This is a genomic window from Actinoplanes sp. G11-F43, from assembly GCF_050589265.1.
Classification (GTDB): Bacteria; Actinomycetota; Actinomycetes; order Mycobacteriales; family Micromonosporaceae; genus Actinoplanes.
Window position 1 is genome coordinate 23,667 of the sequence record NZ_JBNZCE010000002.1, and the last position, 18,474, is coordinate 42,140.

The 18,474-nt window shown below is 72.4% G+C and carries 18 protein-coding genes; 13 read left to right on the forward strand and 5 right to left on the reverse strand.

From position 1 onward, the window contains the following. Positions 1-33: 33 nt before the first annotated feature. Positions 34-1,833, reverse strand: coding sequence for a DEDD exonuclease domain-containing protein (locus ACQ0O7_RS00990; RefSeq protein WP_430779789.1), 1,800 nt, complete (start codon positions 1,831-1,833; stop codon positions 34-36). Positions 1,834-1,939: 106 nt separating this feature from the next. Between ACQ0O7_RS00990 and ACQ0O7_RS00995 the strand changes: the two genes are divergently transcribed. The 4 genes from ACQ0O7_RS00995 (at position 1,940) to ACQ0O7_RS01010 (ending at position 6,214) form a co-directional block, all read left to right on the forward strand. After that, on the forward strand, positions 1,940-3,346 hold the full coding sequence (locus ACQ0O7_RS00995; protein ID WP_430779790.1) for an NYN domain-containing protein: 1,407 nt from the start codon (positions 1,940-1,942) through the stop codon (positions 3,344-3,346). A gap of 97 nt (positions 3,347-3,443) precedes the next feature. Then, complete coding sequence (locus ACQ0O7_RS01000; protein WP_430779791.1) at positions 3,444-3,665, forward strand: hypothetical protein; 222 nt, start codon at positions 3,444-3,446, stop codon at positions 3,663-3,665. Between the two features lie 168 nt (positions 3,666-3,833). Then, entirely contained in the window at positions 3,834-5,090 is a 1,257-nt protein-coding gene (locus tag ACQ0O7_RS01005; protein WP_430779792.1) for a M48 family metallopeptidase, read from the forward strand. Continuing rightward, complete coding sequence (locus ACQ0O7_RS01010) at positions 5,090-6,214, forward strand: glycosyltransferase family 4 protein (protein WP_430779793.1); 1,125 nt, start codon at positions 5,090-5,092, stop codon at positions 6,212-6,214. Before ACQ0O7_RS01005 ends, ACQ0O7_RS01010 begins: the two co-directional genes overlap by 1 nt. A 66-nt stretch (positions 6,215-6,280) precedes the next feature. On the opposite strand, the gene ACQ0O7_RS01015 is transcribed toward ACQ0O7_RS01010, so the two are convergent. Then, positions 6,281-6,814: a DUF4240 domain-containing protein gene (locus ACQ0O7_RS01015; RefSeq protein WP_430779794.1), complete on the reverse strand. Its 534-nt coding sequence runs from the start codon at positions 6,812-6,814 to the stop codon at positions 6,281-6,283. A 265-nt stretch (positions 6,815-7,079) separates the two neighbouring features. Between ACQ0O7_RS01015 and ACQ0O7_RS01020 the strand changes: the two genes are divergently transcribed. Further along, a complete protein-coding gene (locus ACQ0O7_RS01020) occupies positions 7,080-8,723 on the forward strand; it encodes an ATP-binding cassette domain-containing protein (RefSeq protein ID WP_430779795.1) in 1,644 nt (547 codons plus the stop codon). A 20-nt stretch (positions 8,724-8,743) separates the two neighbouring features. After that, entirely contained in the window at positions 8,744-9,124 is a 381-nt protein-coding gene (locus tag ACQ0O7_RS01025; protein WP_430779796.1) for a TlpA family protein disulfide reductase, read from the forward strand. Here the strand turns inward: ACQ0O7_RS01025 and ACQ0O7_RS01030 are convergent. Further along, entirely contained in the window at positions 9,029-10,237 is a 1,209-nt protein-coding gene (locus ACQ0O7_RS01030; RefSeq protein ID WP_430779797.1) for an MFS transporter, read from the reverse strand. The two genes, ACQ0O7_RS01025 and ACQ0O7_RS01030, sit on opposite strands and share 96 nt — an antisense overlap. 69 nt (positions 10,238-10,306) lie before the next feature. On the opposite strand from ACQ0O7_RS01030, the gene ACQ0O7_RS01035 reads away from it, so the two are divergent. Then, positions 10,307-10,801, forward strand: coding sequence for a MarR family winged helix-turn-helix transcriptional regulator (locus ACQ0O7_RS01035; protein ID WP_430779798.1), 495 nt, complete (start codon positions 10,307-10,309; stop codon positions 10,799-10,801). 141 nt (positions 10,802-10,942) lie between these two features. Here the strand turns inward: ACQ0O7_RS01035 and ACQ0O7_RS01040 are convergent, their stop codons facing one another. Both ACQ0O7_RS01040 and ACQ0O7_RS01045 read right to left on the reverse strand, forming a co-directional pair. Further along, positions 10,943-11,611, reverse strand: coding sequence for a response regulator transcription factor (locus ACQ0O7_RS01040; protein ID WP_014688640.1), 669 nt, complete (start codon positions 11,609-11,611; stop codon positions 10,943-10,945). A 7-nt stretch (positions 11,612-11,618) separates the two neighbouring features. Beyond that, the gene (locus tag ACQ0O7_RS01045) at positions 11,619-13,307 is read right to left on the reverse strand and encodes a GAF domain-containing sensor histidine kinase (RefSeq protein ID WP_430779799.1); all 1,689 of its coding nucleotides are present in this window, start codon (positions 13,305-13,307) and stop codon (positions 11,619-11,621) included. A gap of 92 nt (positions 13,308-13,399) precedes the next feature. Here ACQ0O7_RS01045 and ACQ0O7_RS01050 point away from each other — a divergent pair, with 92 nt between their 5' ends. The 6 genes from ACQ0O7_RS01050 to ACQ0O7_RS01075 are packed head-to-tail and all read left to right on the forward strand — an operon-like array spanning position 13,400 to position 18,461. Further along, on the forward strand, positions 13,400-13,852 hold the full coding sequence (locus ACQ0O7_RS01050; RefSeq protein ID WP_430779800.1) for an SRPBCC family protein: 453 nt from the start codon (positions 13,400-13,402) through the stop codon (positions 13,850-13,852). A gap of 12 nt (positions 13,853-13,864) precedes the next feature. Continuing rightward, the gene (locus ACQ0O7_RS01055; RefSeq protein ID WP_430779801.1) at positions 13,865-14,701 is read left to right on the forward strand and encodes a hypothetical protein; all 837 of its coding nucleotides are present in this window, start codon (positions 13,865-13,867) and stop codon (positions 14,699-14,701) included. A gap of 25 nt (positions 14,702-14,726) precedes the next feature. Then, positions 14,727-15,674, forward strand: coding sequence for an ROK family glucokinase (locus tag ACQ0O7_RS01060; protein ID WP_430779802.1), 948 nt, complete (start codon positions 14,727-14,729; stop codon positions 15,672-15,674). Between the two features lie 6 nt (positions 15,675-15,680). Next, entirely contained in the window at positions 15,681-16,358 is a 678-nt protein-coding gene (locus tag ACQ0O7_RS01065; RefSeq protein ID WP_430779803.1) for an endonuclease/exonuclease/phosphatase family protein, read from the forward strand. 25 nt (positions 16,359-16,383) lie between these two features. Then, positions 16,384-17,703 carry a flavin-containing monooxygenase gene (locus ACQ0O7_RS01070; RefSeq protein WP_430779804.1) on the forward strand — a complete coding sequence of 440 codons (1,320 nt, stop codon included), beginning with the start codon at positions 16,384-16,386 and terminating at the stop codon, positions 17,701-17,703. Continuing rightward, positions 17,700-18,461 carry an alpha/beta hydrolase gene (locus ACQ0O7_RS01075; RefSeq protein ID WP_430779805.1) on the forward strand — a complete coding sequence of 254 codons (762 nt, stop codon included), beginning with the start codon at positions 17,700-17,702 and terminating at the stop codon, positions 18,459-18,461. Before ACQ0O7_RS01070 ends, ACQ0O7_RS01075 begins: the two co-directional genes overlap by 4 nt. The last annotated feature ends 13 nt before the right edge of the window (positions 18,462-18,474 follow it).

Here is an 18,474-nt window from a genome sequence, read left to right on the forward strand (position 1 = left end):
TGTGACGAATCATTTGCGAAGAAGCTGCTTGCTTTACAGCCTAAGCGAGCGAGCGTCATCCAAACGGTCAGTTACCGATAGGCGAACGGACGAGTCTTTCCCCGAAGTGGCAGCTTCAGCCCTGTTCAGCAGGCCGGTGAATCGCACCGCGCCACGAACCGGTGACACCCAGTCCCCCGACGTTTCCACCAACCGGGTGTCCGGCCTCTCCAGCCACGCCAGGATCCGCTCGGTCTCCTCGGCGGTGGCGGCCGGCACCGGGCCGAATCCGGGCCGCACCGTCTCGGCGGTCAGCTTCGCCGCGTCCAGCGTCGGGCGTGGATGCTCCCGGGGCGGCGAGGTGGCCGCCGCCGCCAGCCGGCCGTGCCGGACCACCACGATCTCCCAGCCGCCCTTGTCGTCGCGGCGGGCCGCCACCATCTCCGGCAGCCGGGTCAGCGCCTCCAGCCGTTGCATCCGGATCAGCGCCCGGAGCAGCGCGATCAGCCGGGACCGGACGACCGCCGCCTCCTCGTAGCGCTGTTTCTCCGACAGCCCGTCGATCCGCGCCAGGATCGCCTCGATCACCGGCCCCGGATCACCCGAGGTCGCGGTGCGGAACGGCAGCGCCGCCCGTACGTCGTACTCCTCAGGGGTTATCTCGTGCTCGCACGGCGCCGGGCATCGGCCCAGCTCGGCCAGCGCGCACGCCGGCGTCTTCGAGCGCAGCGAGAGTTTGTGGTTGCACTGCCGCAGCGGCACCGCGTCGTAGACGCCGGCCGCGGCCAGCTCGGCGGTCCGCCGGGAGGAGAACGGGCCCAGGTAGGTGGCGCCGTCCTCGGCGAGCCGCCGGACCACCGACAGGCGGGGGTAGGCCTCCGCGGTCAGCTTCAGCCAGACGACCCTCTCCGGAAACTTCGACCTGCGGTTGTACGGCGGAGCATGCGCCGCGATCAGCCGCAACTCCCGGACCTCGGCCTCCAGGCTGTGCGCGCACTCGACGGCCTCCACCCGCACCGCCGCGGTCAGCATCTCGGAGATCCGGGCGCGTTTCTCCCCGGCCGTGAAATAGCTGCGCACCCGGGTCGCCACGTCCTTCGACGTGCCCACATAGAGCGGCCGGTCGTCGGCGGCCCGGAAGATGTACACCCCCGGCACATGGGGCAGCCCGTCGGCCAGGTGCCGTTGCCGGCGCTGTGCCGGGGTGACCGCCTTGGCGAACTCGATCGCGTCACCCAGCGTGTGCACCTTGAAGCTGCCGAGCCGCTCGATCAGCCCGTGCAGCACGTCGACGGTGGCCTTGGCGTCGTCCAGCGCGCGGTGGTTGGGTTGCACCGGCGAGCGGAAGAAGTGGGCGAGCGTACCCAATTTGCGGTTGGGAACCTCGTCTTTGGTGAGTGCCCGGCGGGCCAGCGCGGCGGTGTCCAGGACCCGGGGGTTGGGCCACGGATGACCGTGCCGGGCGCAGGCCGCTTTCAGGAAGCCCACGTCGTACGGCGCGTTGTGGGCGACCAGGACCGCGCCGCGCAGGAACTCCAGCAGCGCCGGCAGCACCGCCTCGATCGGTGGGGCCGGGCGCAGCATCGCCTCGGTGATGCCGGTCAGGACGGTGATGAACGGTGGCAGCGGCTCACCCGGGTTGACCAGCGTCGCGAACTCGCCGAGCGGCTCGCCGGCCCGCACCTTCACCGCGCCGATCTCGGTGATCCCGCCGCCGTCCGGGGCTCCGCCGGTGGTCTCCAGGTCGAGCACCACGAACGTGGTGTCGGCCAGCGACAGCGCGGCCGGCTCGACCGACCCGTCGGCGGCCAGCAGCGTGTCCAGAGTGCCCTGCACGTAGGCCGGTTGCGTCACGGGCGGCAACGATAGAGCGGGGGTATGACACTAACCAGCGCCGGGCCGGGAAAAGATCACCTGCTCCACTGGGCGAATACGCCGTGCACGGTGTGAGAATGGGGGGATGTCCGCACTGCTGAACCCAGAGGGCCGCCCCGAGGAGGAGGCGGTACCGGAGGCTGCGGACCTCTCCCTGGAATCCGGCTTGTCACTCGAAACGGATATCTCACCCGAACCGGTGTTGCCCGAGGCGGTCCGCCAGCGGATCACCGTGCTGGCCGCCGCCGCCCTTCCCGGGCTCCCCGCCGACGAGATGCCCGTCGCCCTGCGCCGGGTCGCCCGCTTCGCCCCCAACCGCCGGGCCCGCCTCGGCGGCCGGGACATCGCCGCCCAGCTCGTCGCCGACCCACTCTTCCGGCAGCGCATCGGCACCCGGATCGTGACCGAGGCCGGAGACCTGGGCGCCGCCGTGACCAGCGGAGTCGCCCCGGCCGCCGCCGACCCGGTCGAGGTCGCCGCACTGGCCTACCTGGCCCGCCCGGACGGCTGGCGCGAGCTGATCGCCGCCGCCGGCGACGCGGTCCGGGCCGAAGCCGACAGTGCCGCCGTCACCGCCCAGGTGCGGGCCGCCGAACAGCGCGCCACCCGCGCCGAACACGACCGGGCGGTGGCCCGGGTCGAAGCCGAGAAACTCCGCGACGAACTCGCCCGGGTCCGGGAGGAGCTGGGCCAGCTCCGCGAGGAGGCGCGCACCACCGCCAAGGCGCTGCGCGAGGCCCAGGCCGCCCAGAAACGCGCGCAGGATCTGCTGGCCACCGAGAAGGGCCGCGCTACGCGCGTCAACCAGGACCACGAGTCTGAGGTACGCCGTCTCAAGTCCCGCCTCGCCGACGCCGAAGCCGCCGCGTCCACCGGTAGACAGGCGGCCAAGGACGCGCGGGCCGTCGACGACGCCCGCCTCTGGCTGCTCCTGGAGACGATCAATCAGGCCGCCACCGGCCTGCGCCGCGAACTGGCGCTCAATCCGGCCGACAAACTCCCCGCCGACTTCGTGGCCGACACCTCGGCCGAGCGGCCCGGCGCCCCCGAGCGCTCCACCGCCCGCGCCCAGGACACCGACGACCCCGGGCGGCTCGACCAGCTGCTCGCCCTGCCCCGGGCGCACCTGGTGGTCGACGGGTACAACGTGACCAAGCGCGGCTTCGCCGACATGTCCCTGGAGCAGCAGCGCAAACGCCTGATCACCGGGCTCGGCGGGATCGCCGCGCAGACCGGTGACGAGGTCACCGTGGTGTTCGACGGGGCCGAGCGGGTGCACGGGCTGCCGCCCGCACCGCGCGGGGTCCGGGTCCTCTTCTCCCGCAAGGGGATGACCGCCGACGAGCTGATCCGGCGGCTGGTGCGGGCCGAACCGCCGGGGCGCCCGATCGTGGTGGTCTCCTCCGACCGGGAGGTCGCCGACGGGGTGCGGCGGCACGGCGCGTACCCGATGGGTGCCGATTCGCTGCTGCGACGGCTGTCCCGATCGTAGAAAACTGTCGTACCCCTCGCTTAGCGTGATGGTCACCGATGGTGGTCGGCTCGTCGCTCATCCTTTGGCGTCGCCGGCCTCCACGTGAGGAGGGGTGATGATCATCGATTGTGGGCGCTGTGCCGAGCAGACCGATGAGTGCACCGGATGCCTGGTCAGCGTGCTCAGCGACACGCCGGACGGGATCACCGATCTGACTCCCGGGGAGTTGCGGGCGATCGAGGTTTTCGAGTTGGCCGGGTTCGAGGTGGAGCTGTTGGAGACGCCACCGCCGCCGGTCGAGGTCCCGCTCTACCGGTCGCGTCGTGACGTGGCGTGATCATCTTCGTGGGTGGGTTCATCCACAGGTGTTGTCGCGCGCCGGTTCGCCCGCGGTTTTCCACAGGCGGCGTCGCCGGCGCGCCGGTTCGCCCGCGGGATCTCTAGGATTGGCGGTCACACGGGTGGCGTGACACCGGAGGGATTCGATGTTGGTCTGTGATCGGCGATGACGCCGCGACTGTGGGCGGTCGGCACGTTCGCCGTGCTGCTGGTGGCCCTGGTCGCGTTCGCGGTCAGCGCCGTGCCGCGGCACCGGTCACCCGCGCCCCGGGCCGACCAGCTCGCCGCCCTCGGCCAGTTGCCCGCCGAGCAGGTGGCCCGCGCCCGCGCCTTCCACGCCGAGCTGCGCCCGAGCCGCTATGCCGGGATGCTCCTCGGCCTGCTGATCGCCCTGGCCCTCGGGCTGACCCCACTCGGCTCCCGTCTCGTCGAGCTGGCCGGGCGGCCGTTCGGTGATCACTGGCTGGCCCGCGCCGTCCTCGGCGGACTGGCCATCGTCCTCCTCACCGAGCTGATCACCCTGCCGCTGGCCGCGTGGCGGCACACCATCGTGGTCCGCTACGGCATCTCCACCCAGAGCTGGGGCGGCTGGGGCGTCGACCTGCTCAAATCCCTCGGGGTCGGCGCGGTGCTCGGCGCGGTCGTGCTGGCCGGCTTCTTCACCGTCACCCACTTCGCGCCCCGCTGGTGGTGGGCGTTCGGCGCGGCCGGGGCCGCCGGGCTCGTGGTGCTGCTCTCGTTCGTGCTGCCGGTGCTGGTCGAGCCGGTCTTCAACAGGTTCACCCCGATGGCCGACGGCCCACTGCGCACCGAGCTGCTGGAGCTGGCCGAGCGCGACGGCGTCCCGGTCAAGGACGTCCTGGTCGCCGACGCCTCCCGGCGCACCCGGGCGGTCAACGCCTACGTGTCCGGCCTCGGCCCGACCCGGCGCATCGTCGTCTACGACACCATGCTGACCGAGGCCACCCCCGGCGAGGTGGTCTCGGTGGCCGCCCACGAGCTCGGCCACGCCAAGGACGGCGACGTGTTCACCGGCACGATCATGGGCGCGCTCGGCGCCGCCCTCGCCGTGGTCCTCCTCTACCTGCTCGGCTCCTGGCGCTGGCTGCTCGACCTGGCCCGGGTCGACTCGATCGCCGAGCCCCGCGCCATCGGTCTGCTCCTGGCCGTGGCCACCCTGGCCGGCCTGGTCACCGGGCCCGCACAGGCCTGGATGTCCCGCCGGGTCGAGGCCCGCGCCGACGCCCACGCGATGGCCCTGACCGGCGACCCGGCCACCTTCGAGGCGATGCAGCGCCGCCTCGGCACCGTCAACCTGTCCGACCCCGACCCGCCGTCCTGGGAGCACACCATGTTCGCCTCGCACCCGTCCACCGTGCAGCGGATGGCCGCCGCCCGCGCCTGGGCCCGGGGAGACCGCTGATGGGGCGGACGCTGCTCGTCACCAACGACTTTCCGCCCCGGCCCGGGGGGATCCAGCAGTTCGTGCACAACCTGGCCGTGCGGCAGCCGGCCGGGTCGATCGTGGTCTACTCGTCGACCTGGCGGGGGGCCGCCGAGTTCGACGCCGAGCAGCCGTTCGAGGTGGTCCGGGAGAAGACCGGGATCCTGCTGCCCACCCCGGCCGTCGCCCGCCGGGCCGCCGAGATCGCGCGGGCCAACGACTGCGACAGCGTCCTGTTCGGCGCGGCCGCCCCACTCGGCCTGCTCGCCCACGGTCTGCGCCGCACCACCGGCATCCGCCGGGCCGTCGGCATCACCCACGGCCACGAGATCGGCTGGGCCGCGCTGCCCGGCGCCCGCGGCCTGCTCCGCCGGATCGCCCGGGGCAACGACGTGATCACCTACCTGGGCGAGTTCCAGCGCACCCGGCTGGACAAGGCCCTGCACGGCCTGACCGAGCTGAAACGCCTCGCCCCCGGCGTCGACGTCGACAAGTTCCACCCCGGCGTCGACGGCTCCGCGGTCCGCGCGCGGTATGGGCTGACCGGCCGCCCGGTGGTCGTCTGCGTGTCCCGGCTGGTCCCGCGCAAAGGCCAGGACATGCTGATCCGGGCCATGCCGGAGATTCGCCGGCGAGTCCCCGGGGCGGCGCTGCTGCTGGTCAGCGGCGGGCCCTACCGGAAAAACCTGGAACGGCTCGCCCGGGAGACAGGCGTCGAGTCCGACGTGGTCTTCACCGGTTCGGTGCCCTGGGCGGAGCTGCCCGACCACTATGCGGCCGGCGATGTGTATGCGATGCCGTGCCGCACCCGCGCCGCCGGCCTGGACGTCGAAGGCCTGGGCATCGTCTACCTGGAGGCGTCCGCCACCGGCCTGCCCGTCGTCGGCGGCGACTCGGGTGGCGCACCCGACGCGGTCCGCGAGGGCGAGACCGGCTACGTGGTCGGCGGCACCGACGTCCCCGCGATCGCCGACCGGGTCGCCGGCCTGCTGTCCGACCCGGTCAAGGCGAAGGCGATGGGGGAGGCCGGCCGGGCATGGGTGGAGCAGGAGTGGCGCTGGGAGAAACAGGCGTCCCGGTTGGAGGCCCTGCTCGCATCCTGAGGGTTTCGGGATTTCGGCGGGGCAGGGCGTGGAGCGGGACCGGCCGTGATCTTCTGACCGGTGGGGTCAGAGCCAGCCGGACTGGTTGGAGCCTGATTCGCGGCTGATGCCTGAGCCGGTTTCGGTGTGGTCGCCGAACTTCTCGCGATGCACGCGGTCGAAGAAGTAGCACATCGACTCGTGTTCGGCGTCGACGATCGCCACCTCGGGATCGGCCTTGACCGCCTCGTAGAAGGCCCGCCCGGACGCGACGATGTAGCCACGCGCGTACAGGAAACCGTCGTCGGAACCGTCGGTCACCTCCTGGACGTCCGCGCGGTCGATGTCGAACAGCTTGCGCTCCAGTACCCGATCCAAATCGGTCAACTCGATGCTCGACAGGTCGGCGGACATGGCGCGCAGGCGGTCCAGGAACGGATCGAGCCAGGGGCCGAGGGAGTACAGATCGCCCTCGTCGTGGTCCGGTCCCCGATGCAGGAGCCGGTGCCGGATCGCCGCCGGTTCCGGGCCGAGAGACGCCCAGGCGGACTCGATCAGTGACCAGAAACGGTCCTCATCGGCGGCGGTGGGGAGGCGCGGGCCGGGCATCTCGGTGGTCATGGCCCGGGAAGCTATCAAGACTCCGGCCGGAATGAGATCAGGCTTCCGGCCGAGGATGATCCGCCACTCTCTGCGCGCCGGGGCGGGGTGGGACTGGATGAGCGTGAATGAAACGCGGAATCCGGATCAGGCGGTGGACGGGGGTGGGGCGGGCGGCGTAGGAACGGGGCGGGAGCTTCCGGCGCGTCGAGTGGCGGGGCGTCCGTGCGTTGCGGGGCGGTCGTGGTCGCGGAGCCCCGGCGAGGGAACCGAGAGGTGGCCGTCGATGCCGGAAGCTGATCCTGGGACGAACGCCGACGAGGGGGAGACCCGGCAGGGAGAGAGCCGGCCGGGATCGCCCGGTGAGGGGATGCTGGCGGATCAGGAGGGGGAACTGGACCTTCCCTACTGGCTGACCAGCACCGAGGAAGCGGCCAACACCTCGTTCCCGCGGATGGTCCGGCGGCTTCCGCGGCTGCTGCGGGAGGCCTGGCTGCTCGGCTGGCGGGCGAGCCGCCGCACCACCCTGGCCGTTCTGGTCTCGCAGGTGGCGGCGGGGGTGGCGGCCGCGGTGGGGCTGATCAGTGTGGTGGGTGTGCTGGACGGGTTGTTGCGGGCGGGGCCCACCCCGGATCGGGTGCGGGCGGCCGTACCGTCGCTGGCTCTGCTCGTTCTTGCTCTTGCCGTGCGGGGGTTGCTGGCTTCGGCTGCCACCGCGGCTCATGGGCGGCTGTCGCCGATGGTGTCGGAGGCGGCGGAGATGCGGTTGCTGGATCTGACGACGCGGGTGGATCTGGCCACGTTCGACGATCCGTCGTGGCGGGATGCGATGGAGCGGGCCCGGGATCGGGGGATCAGCGCCGCCCAGCAGCTGGTGGATCACGGGATCGACCTGTTCACGCATCTGGTGGGGCTGGGGGTGGCGGCGGGGGTGCTGACGGTGCTGCATCCGGCGCTGCTGCCGATGCTGGTGCTGGCGGTGGTGCCGACGGCGTGGGCGGCGGTGCGGTCGGCGAAGTTGAACTACCGGTCGCGGTTGCGGCTGATCGCGGTGTGGCGGCGGCAGCGGATGCTCGGCTACCTGCTGGCGGCGCGGGAGCCGGCGGCCGAGTTGCGGGCGTTCACGGTGCGGCGGGTGCTGCTCGCCGAGGTGGGGCGGCTGTTGCGGGTCTCCACGAACGAGGAGATCCGGGTGATCGGGCGGGTGGTGCGGACGAATCTGCTGGGGCAGGCGCTGAGCGGGCTGGCGACCGGGCTGGCGTACGCCATGCTGTTCTGGCTGTTGTGGACCGGCCGGATGGCGCTGGCCACCGCGGGCGCCGCCGCCTACGCGATCAACATGGGGATCGGGAAGTTGACCGAGCTGGCGTTCACCGCGAACCGGGTGTACGAGCAGGGCCTGTACTTCGCCGACTTCCAGGGCTTCTGCGAGTTGTCGACGGCGCGGGCCGAGCCGGAGCCGGGCCGCCGGGCGCCGGACGGGTTCACCGAGATCCAGTTGCGGAACGTGACGTTCGCCTATCCGGATGCGGAGCGGCCCGCGGTGGACGACGTCAGCCTGGTGGTGCGCCGTGGGCAGATCATCGCGCTGGTCGGGGAGAACGGGTCCGGCAAGTCGACGCTGGCGGCCGTGCTGGCGGTGAGCCGGGCCTTCCACCGGGACGCGCCGCTGCTGATCTGCGACGAGCCGACCGCGAACCTGGACGCGCGGGCCGAGCACGAGGTGTACCGGCGGCTGCGGGAGCTGGCCGCCGGGCGGACCGTCGTGCTGATCACGCACCGGATGGCGAGTGTGCGGGAGGCGGACCGGATCTACGTGCTGGATCACGGGTCGGTCGTCGAGGAGGGGGACCACGAGGAGCTGATGGCGGCCGGTGGACTGTATGCGCAGTTGTTCACATTGCAGGCCAGCGCCTACCAGTCGGCGTGACCGCGAGCGATCATCGTCGGATGCGGGAACTGCTGGAACGGCTCGGGGTCGAGCCGGCCGACGCCACACTGCTCCAGTTCTCCACCGCGTTCTGCGCCCCGTGCCGGGCGGTGCGGCGGGTCAGTGCCGAGGTGGCCGCGCTGCTGCCGGGGGTGCGGCACGTCGAGGTGGATGCGGAGAGTCACCTGGCGGAGGTTCGTGAGCTGGGGATCGTACGGACGCCGACGCTGTTGATCCTCGACGCGGACGGGCGTGAGGTGCGCCGTGCCACGGGGGTGCCGGCCAAGCCGCAGCTGATCGCCGCGTTAGCCGGCGTGCTGGAGGGCGGGGGCGGGCCGGCCGGTGCGGATCAGGCGGCGGTTGGCGGGCACCAGCAGCATCCCGACACCGGCGGCGAGTAGGACGCACCCGCACACGGTGAGCACCCGGTCGATGCCGAAGTGGTCGGACAGCGGCCCGGCCAGCGCGTTGCCGATCGGCATGGCCACGAACGACGTCATGTAGTCCCAGGAGCTGACCCGGCCGAGGACCCGGTGCGGCACGTTCTCCTGGAGCGAGGTGTCCCAGGCGACGTCGTAGAAGAGCAGGCCGGCGTAGCCGATCACCGCGCCGATCATGATGGCGGCCAGGGTGCCGGGCCAGACGTACGCGAACACCCACACCGACATCAGCGGCAGCGCGAGCAGGCCGGCGAAGAGCAGCCGCCGGGGCCGGAACCGCATCCCGATCGCCGAGCCGATCACCCCGCCCAGGCCTTCGGCGGCGGCGATCCAGCCGATGGCGTGCGGGCCGCCGAGCCGTTCCATCGCGATGATCGGCACCAGGACCAGGATCACCCCGTTGGCGACGTGGTACGTGCTGGCGCCGATCAGGTTGCTGAACAGCCAGGTGCGGCCGCGGACCTCGGACCATCCGGCGCGCAGTTCGTGCAGAGCCGACGAGCGGGGGCCGCGCGGGGCACGTACGCCGATGAAGGCGACGGCGGCCATCGACAGCAGGAAGCTCACCGCGTTGACGGTGAACCCGGCCGGCGCGCCGAAGGCGGCGACGGTGATGCCCGCGGTGGCCGGCCCGGCGACCCCGCACATCGACTGGAGCAGGCTGAGGGTGGCGTTGGCCCGCTGCCGCTCCTCGGCCGGGACGAGCAGCGGTTTGAGGGCGCTCATCGCCGGGTTGAAGAAGCTGCCGGCCCCGGCCGACACCACGGTGAGGGCGCAGAGCAGGGCCAGGTGGTAGCCGCCGGTGCTGAACATGGCGGCGATGCCGGCGGTGGCGGCGAACCGGATCACGTCGGACAGCACCATGACGCGCTGCGGCTGGAGCCGGTCGGCCCAGATGCCGCCGAACAGGGTGCCGGCCAGCAGGGTGAGGATGTTGGTGGCCATGACCAGGCCGAGGTCACCGGCGCCGCCGCCGGTGGTGATCACCGCGACGGCGAGCGCGACGGTCTGGAAGGCGTTGCCGAGCCAGGAGAAGCCCTGGCCGACGGCGAGCAGCCGGAAGTCACGAGTCATGAGCCGAGACGGTAGTTCAACGTCTGACTATTAGCAATCGAATAGTCAGATGCGTGGCACACTTGGCGTATGAAAGACGGTGTGGATCAGCACGTGGACCGCTGGGCGTCGTTCTGGAAGGACGAACCCGCCTTCGCCCCCGAGGTCGAGGGGGCGCTGACCCGGATGAAACACATCCAGCGCTGGATCGACCGGGCCGACCTGGAGATCTTCACCGACGGCTTCACCGTGCAGGACTACAAGACCCTGCACGTGCTGATGGTCCAGCCGTGGCCGACCGAGGCGACCCCGGCCCAGCTGGCCGAGGCGGCCAAGGTGACCCGGGCGGCGATGACCAGCCGCCTGGACCGGCTCGACGAGGCCGGGCTGATCACGCGCGAGGTGGACGGCGCGGACCGGCGGCGGGTGATCGTGCGGCCCACCAAAGCCGGCCGGGAGATGTGGAACAGGTACATCTTCAAGGGCATGGCCGTCGATCAGCGGGCCCTCAGTGCGCTGAGCCACGACGAACTCGTGCAGCTCAACGGGCTCCTCCGGAAAGTCCTGCTGGCCCTGGAGGAGTGACGGTCAGTATCGGACAGATTCGGCGCCGGAAATCAGAAACGCCGAATCTGTCCGGAATACCTAGGTTCTGTGTGGTGGGTCCCGCGGGGCTGCGGCGCGGCTGGACCGCGCCTCGCTCCCACGCGATCCGCCACACAGAACCTAGAACTTCGGGGCGTCCGGGGCCTCCAGCAGGCCCAGGCGCAGCGCGGTCATCAGAGCCTGCGCCCGGTTCGCCGCGCCCAGCTTCTCGTACAACTTCGAGATGTGGGTCTTCGCCGTCGACTCCGAGACGAAGAGCTGCTTGGCGATCCCGGCCACACTCATGCCGTCGGCGAGCAGGCGGAGCACCTGACCCTCACGGGGCGAGAGCTGCGGACCGGACGGGGCGAGACGACGCTTCATCGCCTCGGCCAGATCGGCCGCGGTGAACGCGCTCGGCGCCGACGCGGCGTGCCGGGCAGCCGCCACCACCTCGTCCGCGGGAGCGGTCTTGGGGACGAACGCGCTGGCCCCGGCTTCGAGAGCGCCGAACAGCTGGTCGTCGCCGGCATACATGGTCAGGACCACGATGCCCATGTTCGCGTTGTTCTTCCGCAGGGCGCGGGTGGCCTCCAGGCCACTGCCGTCGGGCAGGCGGAGGTCCATGATCACGACATCCGGCTGCAGCGCGCCGGCCTGGCGCACCGCCTCCGCCGCCGTTGCGGCCTCGCCGACGACCTCGAACTGACGGTCGCGCTCGAATGCGTGTCGCAGCCCCTTACGAATCAGGTCGTGATCGTCGACAAGGAGGACCTTGGTGCGCGTCGTCGGCGCCGGACTGGTCGACATGCTCGGGTTACTCCCCTTCTGGAGCTGAAACGCCATCTCGCACGCTATCGCGCCGAGGCGGTGTTCCGAGCACTACGGCGACGGTTGTCCCGCTCGGGTGTCGCGGCGTGATCTTGAGACGGCCTCGGATGCGTTCAGCGCGTTCCGCCATGATGGTAAGACCGTAGCGTCCGTCAGGGCGGGTGTCCGCGAACCCCTTGCCGTCGTCGGACACTTCGATCTGCGCGTACGGCGGGTCGATCGCACAGGTCACCCACAGGTTGGACGCCCCCGCGTGCTTGCGGGCGTTGGTGATCGCCTCCTGCGCGATCCGGAGCAGCTCCGCCTCGGTCGCGGCCGGCAGCCGGGCCGTCGACTCGTCGAAGGTGAAATGCACCCGCAGACCGGCGCTGGTGCCCAGGGTCCGGGCGTACTCCGCGATCGCCGGGGCCAGACCGCCGTTGCGGTCCACCTCGGAACGCAACTCGAACAGGCTCAGCCGCAACTCGGTGATCACCCGGGTCACCTCGGCCCGCAGCGCCCGCAGCTCCTCGGCCGTCTCCTCGGCACCCTCCGGCAGCGTGGCCTGCGCGTTGTCGATGCCGTAACCGACCATCACCAGCTCCTGGGCGACCCCGTCATGGATCTCCCGGGCCAGGCGCTGACGCTCCTCGTTCGTGGCCAGCGAGCGGACGTCGTCGAAGAGCAGGGCGGCCTCCAGCCGCAGCGACGCCGGCCCGGTCACCTCGGTCACCGCCTGGAGAACCGCCGACGGGTACGCCCCCGAGGCGTCCGTCTCCAGGATCACCAACCCGATCGTACGGACCCCGGCCACCAGCGGCACCACCAGTGAGGACACCTCGCCGCCCTGGTGGCTGCGCGCCTGTGACCGGCTGGCCGTCTGCGGCTGCTGGGTGGCCCAGGCGTCGGCGATCCCGGAATCCGCGTCCAGCGTGGTCTCCCAGTCGACCCGCTCCGCACCGGTCTGCGCCAGCACCACCAGACGGCCACCGCCGCTCGCCGACAGCACCGCCGCCCGGTGCCCCGGCGCCACCGCCCGCAGCTCCTCCAGCAGGTGCTCGGAGATGCCACCCGGGTCCAGGGTCGCGCCGGGCAGGGACCGGGCCACACTGCGGAGCTGGGTCAGCAGACGGGTGGCCTCGGCGTACGGCTGAGGCGTCGGGTCCGGCGGCTGGAGCAGCTGGCGCATCGTCTCGGCGGCGAACGTGATGATGGCGCCGAGCACCAGCCACTGCCCGCAGGCCGCCAGATAGCCCGGCTGGCGCAGCGGCTCACCCGGCTCGGCCAGGGCGCCACCGGCCACCATCGTGGCGGCGGCGATGCCGAGCAGCCACACCCCCTCGGCCGGCCGCCGTCGCAGTGCCGCGGTCAGCAGCGGCACCGAGAGGTACGGCAGGACGGCCTCGGCGCCGAACCCGGCGTCCACCCGGTCGGCGACCTGTGCCGCGGCGGCCACCCAGCCGGCCGCCAGACAGGTCACCACCACCTCGGCGGCCCGGCCCAGCGGGGCCAGCACGGCATGGCCGCGGGCGACGAAACTGGGCACCGCCGCGATCGCCAGCAACCCGATCCAGCCCAGCTGACGTGGATCGCCGGTGGCGGTCAAGGTCAGCGCGGCGACGAGCATGAGCATGACGACGCGCGCCGCGGCTTCGGCCGGGCGGATACGCGCGGGACCACTGACTAGGGCTGGCACGTCACGGATGGTACTGGCCGGGGCCGCCATCGGCTCGTTCGCGCACGCCCCGGTGCGGTTCCGGGGAGCGTCCGGCAGGTAGCCTGCCGTGCATGGCGGACACCTCGGCACAGTCGATCCAGGTCCATGCGCCGCGGGCCCGGGTGGCCGCGGTGATCTGCGACTTCGCGTCGTATCCGGAGTGGGCGGAGTCGATCAAACGGGCGGAGGTCGTCGAGGAGTACGAGGACGGTTTCGCCGCCCAGGTGGCGTTCCAGATCGACGCGACCGTCCTGGTGGACGAATACACGTTGGAGTACGCGTACGCCGACGACATGTCCCGGATCGAGTGGCATCTGGTCGAGCCGTCCAGGACACAGCGGTCCCAGCAGGGGTCGTACGACCTGGTGGAGAACCCGGACGGCAGCACCACCGTGACGTACACCCTGGCGGTGGACCTGGCGATCGGGATGCTCGGCATGTTCCGCCGCAAAGCGGAGAAAATGATCATGGACACGGCCTTGAAGGAGCTCAAGCGCCGGGTCGAGAGCCAGGCCACGGCCTGAGGGGAGCTTCACATGCCCGGGTCAGCGCGGGAGGAAGCGGAACGGCTGGTCGCGACGATCCTGGCGCGGGCCGCGGTCGGCCAGGCGGCCGACGGGATCGGTCACCTCGGCGAGTCGGTGAAAGGCCTGCTCAACAGTGTCAGTGGCAACAACGCCGACGCCACCGGAGGGTCCTGGGCGACCGGCAGCGCCGAGTGCTGCGTCTGCCCGGTCTGCAAGGCCATCGCGGCCGTCCGTGACCCCAGTCCGGAGACCGCGGACCGGCTCGCCACCAGCGCGGGGGAGATCGCCAGCGGGGTGGCCGGGCTGATGCGCGCCTTCTCGTCGATGGCCACCCAGCCGCGCACCCCGGAGCCCCGGCCCAAGCCGGCGCCCGCACCCGACCAGGCCTGGTCCAGAGCGACCCGGGCCGACTCGGGGGAGCCGGCCCCGGCCGAACCCGACGAGCGCACCGATCCGTGGGGCGCGGCCAGTGCGGCGGACGCGCGCCAGGCGGCGGCGGAGGCGGCGGAGGCCGAGCGGGAACGTGCCCGGAAGGCCGCCGCGGCGGCCCGGGCGCGCGCCGTGGCCGCGGAGGAGGCGGTGGCCAAGGCGGTCGCGCTGGCCCAGGCGGCCCGTGCGGCCGGGACTTCCGGCCATGGAGGTACGGGTACCGGGCCCGCAGCATCGTCTACGGGCGCGTCCCGGGGCGACGTGTGGGCCATGGCGACCGCCGCCGAGCCGGAGCCGGAGCCGGAGACGGCCGCCGGCGACCGGCCCCGTAGCGTGGATCATGAGCGGGGTGCCTCGGCGCCCGAGGACCGTGACCCGGGGCCCGGCGACGGCGCCCGCCCCGGCGGCGCGGTGTGAACTGTTTGCAGAGGGGACGGGCAGCGTGACGCTGACCATCGGAATCGACGTCGGCGGCACCAAGGTCGCCGGTGCTGTGGTCGACGAGCACGGGGCGGTGCTCGCGTCGAACCGGCGGCCGACGCCGGCCGACGACCCGGCCGGCACCCGGGACACGATCGTCGAGGTGGCCATCGAGCTGGCGAAACTGCATCCGGAGGCGACCGCGATCGGGATCGGCGCCGCCGCGTGGATCGACGCGGCCGGTTCGACGGTGCTGTTCGCGCCGAACCTGGCCTGGCGGGATGAGCCGCTGCAGGCGTACGTCAGCGCGGCCACCGGCCTGCCGGTGGTGCTGGACAACGACGCGAACGTGGCCGGCTGGGCGGAGTTCCGGTTCGGGGTGGCGAGGAACGCCGACTCGATGGTGATGATCACGGTGGGCACCGGGATCGGCGGCGCCGTGGTGATCAACGGCCGGCTGTGGCACGGCGCCCACGGCATCGCCGCCGAGCTGGGCCACATCCAGTCGGTGCCGGACGGCCACCCGTGCGGCTGCGGCCGGCTGGGCTGCCTGGAGCAGTACGCGAGCGGTAACGCCCTGGTCCGGTTCGGCCGGGCCGGCGCGCGGCAGGAGCCGGACCGGGCGGCGCGGCTGCTGGAGCTGGCCGGCGGTGACGCCCTGGCGATCACCGGCCGGCAGATCACCGAGGCGGCGCGGGCCGGCGACGGGGTGGCCATGGACGCGTTCGCCCAGGTCGGCTACTGGCTGGGGGTGGGCCTGGCGGATCTGGCGCAGAGCCTGGACCCGGAGGTGATGGTGATCGGCGGCGGCGTGATCGACGCGGGCCCGCTGCTGATGGGACCGATCGAGCGGGCGTACCGGGAGCAGCTGGCCAACCGGGACCGCTTCCCGGTGGCCGGGATCCACGCCGCGCTGATGGGCAACGACGCGGGTGTGGTCGGCGCCGCCGACCTGGCGCGCGGGGTCTGAGGCCGGATGTCCGGGGTTCCGCTGCGGGTGGTCAGCTACAACGTGCACGGGTTGCGGGACGACCGGGCCGCGCTGACCGGCCTGATCCGTGAGCTGGCCCCGGACGTGCTGGTGGTGCAGGAGGCGCCGCGCCGGTTCCGGTGGCGGCAGAAGTGTGCGGCGCTCGCCTCGGAGACCGGTCTGGTGGTCGCCGAGGGCGGGCTGCCGTCGCTGGGCAATCTGCTGCTGGTGAGCCTGCGGGTGCGGGTCCGGCGGTCCTGGTGCCTGCGCTATCCGCTGACTCCCGGCCGGCACATGCGGGGCGCGGTGTTCGCCGAGGGCGCGGTGCACGGGGCCCGGTTCACCGTCTCCGGGTCGCATCTGGCCACCGATCCGGCGGAGCGGCCGGCTCAGGCCGCGCACTGGAAGGCCGAGCTGGACCAGGTCAAGGGGCCGCTGATCGTGGCCGCCGACCTGAACGAGGGCCCGGGTGGCAGTGCCTGGCGGATGGTCGAGGACGGGCTGACCGGCTCGTCCGGTGACCTGCCGACCTTTCCGGCGGCGGCGCCCAGCCGGCGTATCGACGGGGTTTTCGCCGGCCCCGGGGTGGCCATCGAACGTTACGAGATCATCTCGACTGACCGGGCACGCGTAGCGAGTGATCATTTACCGATCGTGGTGGACCTTTTGCTCCCTTCCTCCTAGGCTCGCCGTCTGCGAGGATCGCCGGGTGCAAGACTCCCCGGACCTGGGTGACCGTGGTGACGCCGTCTGCGTCGTCGGTGCCGGCGCCAGCGGCCTGACCGCTATCAAGAACCTCCGCGAGCAGGGCTTCGCGGTCGACTGCTACGAGCGTGAGACCTCCGTCGGCGGTGCCTGGAACTGGCGCCACGACCGCAGCCCGGTCTACGCCGGCACCCATCTCGTCTCCTCCCGCCCGCTGACCGAGTTCCCCGACTTCCCGATGCCGGACACCTGGCCGGACTATCCGGGCCACGGCAAGGTCCTGGAATACCTGGAGCGGTACGCGAAGCACTTCAGCCTGGGCGACGACATCTGGTACGGCATGGAAGTCACCGAGATCGTCCCGGTCGGTGACGGCCGCTGGGACGTGACCATCCGGTCCACCGGCGGCGGCACCACCCGGGTGCAGCGGTACGCCGCCGTGGTGATCGCCAACGGGCACAACTGGTCCCCGGTGACCCCGGAGATCCCCGGTGACTTCATCGGGCAGGTGATCCACGCCAACGCGTACAAGGACCCGGCCCGGCTGCGCAACAAACGGATCCTGGTGATCGGCGGCGGCAACACCGGCTGTGACATCGCGGTGGAGGCGGCCCAGCACGCCGACCGGGTGTGGCACTCCACCCGGCGCGGCTACTGGTTCGCCCCGAAATATGTCGGCAGCCGCCCGGCCGACCAGCTCGCCAGTGAGCGGGCGCCGTCCTGGCTGCGCCGCCGCCGGCAGCGCCGGATCGCCGCCGACCTGACCCGCTGGGGGATGCCGGCGCCGGAGCACACCCCGAACGAGCGCAACCCGGTGGTCAACGGCCTGCTGCCGCACTATGTCGGGCACGGCCGGATCGAGCCGGTGCCGGACGTGGCCCGGTACGACGGCGCCGAGGTGGTACTGGCCGACGGCCGCCGGATCGAGCCGCACCTGGTGATCACCGCGACCGGGTACCGGCCCCGGTTCGACTTCGCCGCCCCGGAGCTGCTGGACGCCGACGAACACGGCCGCCCCGACCTGCACCTGCACGTCTTCGCCCGGACGCACCCGACGCTCGCGGTGGTCGGCCTGGTCCAGCCGGACAGCGGCCTCTTCCCGGTGGCGCACTGGCAGAGTGTCGCGGTGGCCCGCTGGCTGAAGCTGCGCGCCCGGGATCCGGAGAAGGCGCTCGCGGTGCAGCGGGAGGAGTCGAAGCGCCCGCTGGAGTCGTGGTCGCGGCGCCGGGTGGTGCCGGCCCGGCGGTACTGGTTCGAGGTCGGTCACGTCGACTACCTCCAGGCGATCGAAAGCTTGCTGGTACGCATGGAGGGCACCAAATGAGCGAGATCCTCCGTTTCCAGGACTGGAGTGATCCGGTCCCGCCCGGCGACCGGGAGCTCGTCTCGAAGCTGCCCGAGGACGACGAGGGCCGCCCGCCGCTGCTGTTCGTGCCGGGCATGGGCCACGGCGCGTGGGCGTTCGCCGAGCACTGGCTGGCGCATGCCGCCGCCCGTGGTTTCCCGGCGCACGCCGTCACCCCGCGGGCTGGTGGTGATCTGCGCGCCCAGGCGCACGACGTGGTGCAGACGGCCGCCGCGCTGCCCCGCCGGACGGTGCTGATCGGGCACGGGACCGGCGGCCGGGTGGTGGCCCGCGCCCTGGGCCGGTATCCGGCCCGCGCGGCCGTCCTGGTGGCCCCGGTGCTGGACGGCTGGGCGGCGCTCGGTTCGGCGCTGAAGGCGAACCCGGCCGGTACGGTCCCGGCGCTGTTCGGCGGCCGGCTGACGTTCTCCGCCCGGCAGCTCTTCGGGACCGCCCTGCCGGCCGAGGAGGCCGCCGCCCACCTGGAGCGGATCGGCGCCCGGCCGCGGGCCGAGCTGTTCGGCCGGGACACCCTGCCGGACCCGGTCGGCGACCCGCCCACACTCGTGGTGGGCAGCCCGGACGACCGGGTGGTCGGCAGGCCGGCCCTGGACCGGGCGGCGACCCGGTACGGCGGCGCCCCCCTGCTCTTCCCCGGCATGGGCCACTACCTGATGCTGGAGACCAGCTGGCAGGAGCCGATCGACGCGATCCTGGACTGGCTGCAGAAGAACTAGGTTCCGGGTGGTG

Bases quoted from the DNA above. Each gene is read 5' to 3' on its own strand.
- ACQ0O7_RS01010 (WP_430779793.1), top strand. From the start codon at position 5,090: ATGGGGCGGACGCTGCTCGTCACCAACGACTTTCCGCCCCGGCCCGGG.
- ACQ0O7_RS01020 (WP_430779795.1), top strand. From the start codon at position 7,080: ATGCCGGAAGCTGATCCTGGGACGAACGCCGACGAGGGGGAGACCCGG.
- ACQ0O7_RS00995 (WP_430779790.1), top strand. From the start codon at position 1,940: ATGTCCGCACTGCTGAACCCAGAGGGCCGCCCCGAGGAGGAGGCGGTA.
- ACQ0O7_RS01050 (WP_430779800.1), top strand. From the start codon at position 13,400: ATGGCGGACACCTCGGCACAGTCGATCCAGGTCCATGCGCCGCGGGCC.
- ACQ0O7_RS01040 (WP_014688640.1), bottom strand. From the start codon at position 11,611: ATGTCGACCAGTCCGGCGCCGACGACGCGCACCAAGGTCCTCCTTGTC.
- ACQ0O7_RS01025 (WP_430779796.1), top strand. From the start codon at position 8,744: ATGCGGGAACTGCTGGAACGGCTCGGGGTCGAGCCGGCCGACGCCACA.
- ACQ0O7_RS01055 (WP_430779801.1), top strand. From the start codon at position 13,865: ATGCCCGGGTCAGCGCGGGAGGAAGCGGAACGGCTGGTCGCGACGATC.
- ACQ0O7_RS01000 (WP_430779791.1), top strand. From the start codon at position 3,444: ATGATCATCGATTGTGGGCGCTGTGCCGAGCAGACCGATGAGTGCACC.
- ACQ0O7_RS01030 (WP_430779797.1), bottom strand. From the start codon at position 10,237: ATGACTCGTGACTTCCGGCTGCTCGCCGTCGGCCAGGGCTTCTCCTGG.
- ACQ0O7_RS01075 (WP_430779805.1), top strand. From the start codon at position 17,700: ATGAGCGAGATCCTCCGTTTCCAGGACTGGAGTGATCCGGTCCCGCCC.
- ACQ0O7_RS01035 (WP_430779798.1), top strand. From the start codon at position 10,307: ATGAAAGACGGTGTGGATCAGCACGTGGACCGCTGGGCGTCGTTCTGG.
- ACQ0O7_RS01005 (WP_430779792.1), top strand. From the start codon at position 3,834: ATGACGCCGCGACTGTGGGCGGTCGGCACGTTCGCCGTGCTGCTGGTG.
- ACQ0O7_RS01065 (WP_430779803.1), top strand. From the start codon at position 15,681: ATGTCCGGGGTTCCGCTGCGGGTGGTCAGCTACAACGTGCACGGGTTG.
- ACQ0O7_RS01015 (WP_430779794.1), bottom strand. From the start codon at position 6,814: ATGACCACCGAGATGCCCGGCCCGCGCCTCCCCACCGCCGCCGATGAG.